The 6,828-nt window shown below is 64.4% G+C and carries 8 protein-coding genes; 4 read left to right on the top strand and 4 right to left on the bottom strand.

The features are described 5' to 3' along the window. Positions 1 to 326, top strand: a 326-nt coding sequence (locus MJ797_RS25260; protein ID WP_239342006.1) for a hypothetical protein, incomplete at its 5' end; no start/stop codon positions are given. A gap of 157 nt (positions 327 to 483) precedes the next feature. Next, a complete protein-coding gene (locus tag MJ797_RS25255) occupies positions 484 to 978 on the top strand; it encodes an ATP-binding protein (RefSeq protein ID WP_239309681.1) in 495 nt (164 codons plus the stop codon). Positions 979 to 988: 10 nt separating this feature from the next. On the opposite strand, the gene MJ797_RS25250 is transcribed toward MJ797_RS25255, so the two are convergent. The 4 genes from MJ797_RS25250 to MJ797_RS25235 are packed head-to-tail and all read right to left on the bottom strand — an operon-like array spanning position 989 to position 4,939. After that, positions 989 to 1,846, bottom strand: coding sequence for a glycosyltransferase family 2 protein (locus MJ797_RS25250; RefSeq protein WP_239342003.1), 858 nt, complete (start codon positions 1,844 to 1,846; stop codon positions 989 to 991). Beyond that, positions 1,843 to 3,102, bottom strand: coding sequence for a hypothetical protein (locus MJ797_RS25245; protein ID WP_239342000.1), 1,260 nt, complete (start codon positions 3,100 to 3,102; stop codon positions 1,843 to 1,845). Before MJ797_RS25245 ends, MJ797_RS25250 begins: the two co-directional genes overlap by 4 nt. Beyond that, positions 3,099 to 3,773 (bottom strand): hypothetical protein, encoded by a 675-nt coding sequence (locus MJ797_RS25240; protein ID WP_239341997.1) that lies wholly within the window; start codon positions 3,771 to 3,773, stop codon positions 3,099 to 3,101. Before MJ797_RS25240 ends, MJ797_RS25245 begins: the two co-directional genes overlap by 4 nt. 11 nt (positions 3,774 to 3,784) lie before the next feature. Then, complete coding sequence (locus MJ797_RS25235; protein WP_239341994.1) at positions 3,785 to 4,939, bottom strand: hypothetical protein; 1,155 nt, start codon at positions 4,937 to 4,939, stop codon at positions 3,785 to 3,787. Positions 4,940 to 6,196: 1,257 nt separating this feature from the next. Between MJ797_RS25235 and MJ797_RS25230 the strand changes: the two genes are divergently transcribed. Then, positions 6,197 to 6,421, top strand: a complete 225-nt coding sequence (locus MJ797_RS25230) for a hypothetical protein (protein WP_239341992.1) — start codon at positions 6,197 to 6,199, stop codon at positions 6,419 to 6,421. After that, positions 6,418 to 6,828 (top strand): site-specific integrase (locus MJ797_RS25225; RefSeq protein ID WP_239341990.1); only part of this gene is annotated, 411 nt, incomplete at its 3' end. The genes MJ797_RS25230 and MJ797_RS25225, both read left to right, overlap by 4 nt.

Below are 6,828 nucleotides of genomic sequence, written 5' to 3'. Positions count from 1 at the left end.
TCGTCGATGCCGCCAATGCCCGCCAAACCACCCACGACGCACTCGCTGCCGTACAGCAGCAGGCGGCCAACGCCGAAACCGTTTACGCCGACGCGCGTAAGGCCGCGCTCGAAGCCGGGTGGACATCCAAGGAACTGGTCTCCCTCGGCTACCCACAGCCTGTGCAGCGCCGCAGCCGTCAACAGATCACTGCAACCGACAGTGGCGAACCGGCCGAGGATGCCGGTACTGTCACCGAAGAAGGTGGTGGGGCTTCGGGGATAGTCACCAAGCAGGAGGCAGAAGAGAGCGCCGTTCCTACCTCAGCCCTTCCTGGCAGCGTGTAACTGGACGCTTCACCTCGAGGGCAGTCAAGGTACACAGCCAGCAGCAGCACAAACGCTTCTGCAGTTCGGCGCATCCAGGGGCTAGGGCCGGTGGCCGGCGGCGCCGATCGGTCGTAGTCTTCGGGTGACAGGCGAAGCGCTGAAGGGATGTCTCCTGATGCAGGACAGGGATGTCGCCGAGGTATTCCTACTGTGCGGCCTGACCGGTTCTGGCAAGACGACCTACGCCAAGCACCTGGAGGGCCAGGGCATCGTGCGCCTCTCCGTCGACGAACGGGTACATGCACGGCACGGTCGCTACGGCGTCGACTATCCGGAACACCGGTACTTCGAGCTGGAAGGCCCAGTGGTCACCGAAGTGGAGGCCGAGCTGGCCGCCCTGGTCAAGGCAGGAACATCCGTAGTGATAGATCGCGGCCTGTGGGACCGGGCCGGACGTGACCGGTACAAGAAGCTCGTGGAAGAACACGGCGGCCGGTGGCATCTGCTGTACTTCAAGGCGGACCGCTCAGTGTTGCGCCGCCGTCTGCACATACGAAACCAACGTACCGACGGCAACGCGCTGACCGTCACAGACGAAGCGTTGGATGACTTCCTCGCCCGGTTCGAGGAGCCGACGGGTGAGGGTGAAGAAGTCATCCAACAGTCGTAGCGCTGGCCGGTCAGCCGGCGGGAGGCCGCCAGGTGTCAACGATCGCGCGAGACTCGTCAGCCCACCAGGACGGGACAACGTCCATAGTCACCGGCCCGAAGAGCACAGCCTGCCCAGACACATCAAGCCTTCCAGCGTGCTCCTCCACATGGGCGAGAAGTCGATGCGCCTCGTCGCGGACAGCGGGACTCTGCTCCTGCCATCTGCCTGCAGCCAGCATCGCCGCCCGCCTCGCCAGATAAGTGACAACATCGCCGCGCCACTTGCAGTGATGGACAATGACGAGCGGATCGTTGACAGGCCGGCGGCCAGGGCTCCGGTGGTTGCCGGAAGCGACTTCCACACCGCTGCGTACGAGAACAACCTTGCGCGGGTCACCACGTAGAAGCCGATGGGTCAGGAAACCACCGAGCGGGTAGCTACGGTCAAGCCCGACCTCCGGAGCCCACGGTCGCAGCCGCCCGTCCGCTGCGACCCGATCGAGCATGACACCCCCAACAACGGGAACGTCGACCATCTCCGCCTCCGCAGCGGCGATCGTCTCTGCAACCGATGCCGGATAGCACTGGAACTCATCAACGTCGGCAAGGAGGTGCCACCCCTCCCCGGCCCGTGCCCGCAGCTCCTCCCGTAGCGCCGTGTTGGTGAATTCGTGCCATGGCCCGCTACTGATGATCTCCGGGCGGTCGAGTAGTTCCCGGCATGTTGTCAGAAGCACGTCACGGCTGTCGGCCGGAGTGTTCTCGGGGAAATGGAACGCCAACAGGAAACGGTCGATGCCAAAGCCGCGGTAGTGCTCGACGAAGGCATTGAGCAGGGCGGGCTCAACAGGGCCGACGACAGCAACCAGGGCGGGAGACCGGTTCATGGGCGTGCTCCTCTTTCGGTGAGGCGGTGTTCATAGAGCCGGCGGAGGTCGGCAAGCTGAGCAGGTGCGGTCCGCATCCCCAACAGCCCAGCTGCGGCGTGAGGAGGACGCAGCATCCGTCCGATGTCCGGGAGCGTACGGGCAAGGTCATCAGACTCCGAGGCGCGGAAGATCTGTGCCCACGCGCACCCGGCCAGCCGCGCCGTCAGGTCGATATCGTGATCGCTAACGATCAGTGGGATACCGAAACGCGCCGCGTCCATGACAAGGCCGCTCTCCTTCGCGATGCCAGGACGACGACTGACGATGGTGACGTCGCTCGCGGCGTAGACCGTGCGGACCTCCGCGGCGGTCAGGACTCGGTGCACGACGTGAAGGTGCACGTTTGGCAGACAGGCGAGGCTGTTGAGGATCGTGGCGTCGAGCGGGCTACCCGCCACAATCAGGTGTAGCCGCATGGATGTCGCGGCGAGAGCATCCCGGATGGTGCCCGGGTCCTTGTGCCCCCACCAGCCTCCGACTACTGCGGCCACGGTCTCGTCAGCAGCGATACCGAATGACGCGCGGGCCGCTTCTCGTTCCCGGTCGTCGGGGCGGTCCTCGACCTGGAGCACGGTGAAGGGATGAGCGGTCGTTGAGAGGCCGGGAAACCGGCTGATGAGGTCGGCTTCCACCGCGGGAGTAGTGCCGATGGCCAGCACCCGACGTCTGCTCAGCCGTGCAAGTCTGCCGAGCAGACGCACGGGCGCGTCTTCGGTCGTGTAGACCTCGTGGACGATCCGAAGATAGTCGACACCGGAAAGCCAGCCAGCCATGGCGTGCAGAGCCTCACTGGCGGTGAGGATGACCGGCACTGGCGGGATCGGGGCGTGCCGTACCGCCGCACGAAGCGAAGCGACCTCGACGAGGCAGCGGCTGAGCAGCGTGAGTTGGTGAGGCAGACGACGGATGGGGAGTGGGAGGCGTCGGCCGGAGACGGCCAAGACGCCAAGCCGGGAGAGATGCCGCAGCCCGACGGCGCCAGCCCACGCGATCCGGCCGCGGACATCAGTCTGGCTGGGATGGTCGAGAACGCCGGCGGTGTCCTGCAACGCCGTACGGGTATCGCTTGTGACTCCATCGAGGGCCACGACGAGAGCTTTCCTTCCCTCAGCTGTGGCGGCCCGGGACAGTTCGATGAGTGTGTGATGGAAATGGCCGCCTTCGAGATAGGCGTTTGGTTCGATAAGCGCCATGGACACTGAGGAGGCCATCATGACTTGTCCTGGTAGTCATAGGACTGGCGGAATCTGTGATGCAACCAGGCCGGATTGTTGATGTTGTCCCAGTCGGCAGGAGTTTTGGTCTGCGTTGCGAAGGTGATTCCGTCGAATGCGCCACGTGTGGCCCACTCGGCAAAGTCTCCCGAGCCCCCGGCCGTCCATACCGCAAGTCGTTCTCGAGCAGCCTCATCCGACATCCCATACTCGCTGCCGTGTGCCAGCATCGCACATTCACGGAAGGCTCCGTGCCAGGTGTGATAAGGGCTCTGGTTGAACCGGGTTACGCCTGCGATGTCAGGAACAAACTGTGGCTTGCCGGGGAGAGCGGCCAGAACGTCGACCGCCTCTCCCATTGTGCGTAGTGCGCTACGGCGGATGAGTTTGAGGCCGCCGTAGCCGTACTCCAGGCCGTTCACGGCGTTGCGTGCCCGCCAGACCCGCATCGGAACCTCGCCCGGGAGCGGAGCGACGTCTTTCACGGAAAATGTAAGATCGATCTCGAAGTCGCCGTCCGCGAGGAAGAACTCCTCGGAGTTGACCACTTCCGCCGTGAGCCGGTAAGCACGGCGCATGCCACGGACTCCATGCAGCCGGTGGACATGGCCAAAAACGGTTACCAGCCGGGCATAAAGTTCGTTGGCCATGGGCTCGTCGTAGGAGAGCATGATGCAGTCCCTCATGACAGCGCCTCCAGGTAGAGATCCGCGATCCGGCCGGGGGTCAGCGATTCGGTGGATCGTCTGGCGGTCGCGCTCTGCACAGCCCAGAAAATGGGGTCGTCTACCAGACGGCGTACGATCTCCAGCGCAGCCGCCGGACTGTCGAAGAGCAATTCTGAGGAGATATGCCGCTCCAGCCAACCCATGCGGGGAGCGATTACGGGCACTCCCATTCCCTGGCAGTCGATGACTGACATTGACCAGGGGCAGCCTGGCCGAAAAGGAGCAAATCCGAAGAGGGATTGCGCAATATAGCTGCGGTAGAGCGACCGGTCGGCGCGGTCGGACACAACCTCTGTACGGGGCAAGCCCGCCAGCATGTCTCGGTACCGCTCGGGGCTGGAGTCCAGGGATGACCGACCCGCTCGGCGCACGCCGAACAGGTCCATTACCCGGAGCCGTACCGGTGTCACCGTTGTGACCTGACGGGCCAGCTTCACGAACTGTCCTGTCCCGTAGTGCTCATACAGCCGATGGTTGTAGATCCCGATCGGCTCCTCGGGACGCACGGCGTCGACGCGGACAAGTCGCGGGTCCTGCGGTGGCGGGACGATCCGCAGCCGATCAGCTAGGTCGAGCCCAAAGCGGGGGGCTAGCGACATGATCCATTCGGCAGCAATCGTGGAATGCATCATGATTCGATCGCAGGCGTTCAACCCTGCAAAAAACTGGAGCAAGACCGAATGACCGAGCCCGCCATCATTGAGAGAGGGGTCCAGATGGATGCCCCGATAGTCTCCGTAGAAGGGCAGATAGTGGCAGTAACCGGCCAGCATGGCATCCGATCCGGCTTCCACGAGTGCCGCTCTGATCGCCGATCCGTTCTCGATCTGATTGGCGACAATCGCCGTTGGCTGAATTTCCCGAATCAGTGAAACAAGTTGGTGCACATCGCTGGTGAAACGAGCACGATACTTGGTGCTTTGGGCAAGCACCTGCGTGAAGGAAACCCGCTGGTCGGCAACCTTCGCCGGGCCGCCGATTGTCACTGCGACGCCCCGATCTACCAGCACTGGTGCAAGGAGATCCGCGAACAACCAGCCGGAGTCTGATGCGAGCCGGTCGGGATTGGAGATGTTCATTAGATACAGTACCGAGTTTTTCTTTTCCATGATGACGAAGCTCTTCGGTTGAGCTCTGCGGGGATGTCGTTCGGGGGTGCCCTCCCTTTCCCGACACTCAACATACTACTACAAGCAGGGTATGGATGGAAGTCCACATCCCATCCATATCGAAACACTCTGACTACATTTTACCTATTACTAATCTTAGTGGACAAAAGCAGGCCGCCGAGACAGGAAGCGATTCTTACGCCCTACGACGCCTGGCCGATCCGCGTAGCCGATTACCAGGGCCAGGTCGGCTGTTCATGAATTCCAACACATCACCGGCGCGGTAGAACCGGCCGTTGACCGGCTTGGGAAAATCTTCACGATCACGATATTGATAGATCGTGCTGCGTTCCAGTGTTTTCCCCGCTGCCTGCGCGCGGGCGGCGAATGCCGAGAGTGTCAACAGTTCCTCAATATCACCGTCGAACGCGACCGGTGGCGGCGGACCCATGCCCGGTTGTGCAGCGAGCCAAGCGTCCAGTTCGGCCTCGTCATACTCGGCGATCGCTGTACCGGGCGCCCCACCTGGTCGGGGACGGCGACCCACTGGTCTAGGAAAATCGGGTCGACTCGTCCAGTGCGACCAAGCTGTGCCCACCGTGCGCCCGTGCCGCTCAGCCCATTCGGCCAACGTGACACGGGACGATACAGGGGTGGTGCCCTGGTCCACCCAGCCACCTCCCCGTATGTTGACCTCAGCACCTTCGTGTGCCGGGTTCTCTGCGGGACCCGAGGGCCGGCGGGTGCCCCCGACTCCTCGGAGCCGGTCCGCTGGCCCTCACCCGGCAACAGCTCGCATATTACCCTAAGCAAACACTGAAAAATCATATAAATTGATCACCCGGCCCCCTTCCTAAGCGCTTTCTCCACAGGACCACGACGGTTCGTGAGGCGCGGAGAGAGGCCGTGGTGTTCTCCATCCGGGCGAGCAGAGCGCGGACGTGACGGATCTGCAGCTGGGGTCGCACAGGCTGTCCGAGCTGTCTCTCGATACTTACCGTTAGCTGGGCCGCTCCTGCTCGGTGTGGGCTGCGGCCGTGCGGCGCTGGCCTCATCGCGTTCAGCCTCGGCAGCACGGACGCGTTCGTCGACCGCTGCTGTCCGCCGGTCATGGAAACCATCGGGAGTCACCGGCCCGATAACGATCTCCAATCAAGATCATTCTGGATCGGCCGGCAGGGCGCGTGGCCTGAATGGACGCTGAGTCGCGATAATCTGCCGTATCGCGACTCAGAAACCAAGATCGAACGAGGTGGGATGGGCACGATCCCCGGCACCCTGCCCTACCCGCACGCCCACCACGACTGCGCGGCGTGCGGGGAACGCGACGCCGACCTCGTCCTGGATGACAGCACGACGTTGTGCGAACGTTGCGCGGCCTGGCGACTCGCCCACGCTCTCGCCGCCATCCCCGTTGGCGCCGACGGCTGGGTGGTCACCCTCCGCATTGCCCCCGGCCGCCTCCTCGGACCCGCCGCATGACCGCCCTGCCCGTCCCGGCCGGCGTCCTCGAGCAGCGTCCCGCCGATACGGCCACGACGGCGGACGGCCTCGACGCGACCATCTCGGCGGCCACTGCCGCCCGCATCGAGGCCGCGACCGCCGCACACACCCGCCGGGCCTACACCCGCCAGTGGACCCAGTTCACGGCCTGGTGCACCCGGGCCGGCCGGTCGGCGATGCCGTGCTCGGACGCCACCCTCGCCGAGTACGCCTCCGCCCTGGCCGACGCCGACGCCGGCACCGCCACCATCGAACAGGCCATCTCCACCATCCGCCGCCGGCACCGCGACGCCGGACAGGCCGGGCCGGACACCCGCGGCGCCCGGCTCGTCCTGCGCACCCACCGGCGCGACCGCGCCGCCGCCGGCGCACGGACCCGCCAAGCC

Origin of the sequence: Protofrankia sp. CiP3 (genome assembly GCF_917627345.1) — a bacterium.
In the GTDB taxonomy this organism is placed as follows: domain Bacteria; phylum Actinomycetota; class Actinomycetes; order Frankiales; family Frankiaceae; genus Protofrankia.
The sequence above is the reverse complement of the archived record's forward strand: the minus strand, read 5'-3'. Positions and strand labels throughout refer to the sequence as shown.

What these genes read in the sequence shown, in the direction of transcription:
- MJ797_RS25235 (WP_239341994.1), bottom strand. Translation starts at nt 4,939, where the DNA reads ATGGAAAAGAAAAACTCGGTACTGTATCTAATGAACATCTCCAATCCC.
- MJ797_RS25245 (WP_239342000.1), bottom strand. Translation starts at nt 3,102, where the DNA reads ATGATGGCCTCCTCAGTGTCCATGGCGCTTATCGAACCAAACGCCTAT.
- MJ797_RS25230 (WP_239341992.1), top strand. Translation starts at nt 6,197, where the DNA reads ATGGGCACGATCCCCGGCACCCTGCCCTACCCGCACGCCCACCACGAC.
- MJ797_RS25255 (WP_239309681.1), top strand. Translation starts at nt 484, where the DNA reads ATGCAGGACAGGGATGTCGCCGAGGTATTCCTACTGTGCGGCCTGACC.
- MJ797_RS25250 (WP_239342003.1), bottom strand. Translation starts at nt 1,846, where the DNA reads ATGAACCGGTCTCCCGCCCTGGTTGCTGTCGTCGGCCCTGTTGAGCCC.
- MJ797_RS25240 (WP_239341997.1), bottom strand. Translation starts at nt 3,773, where the DNA reads ATGCTCTCCTACGACGAGCCCATGGCCAACGAACTTTATGCCCGGCTG.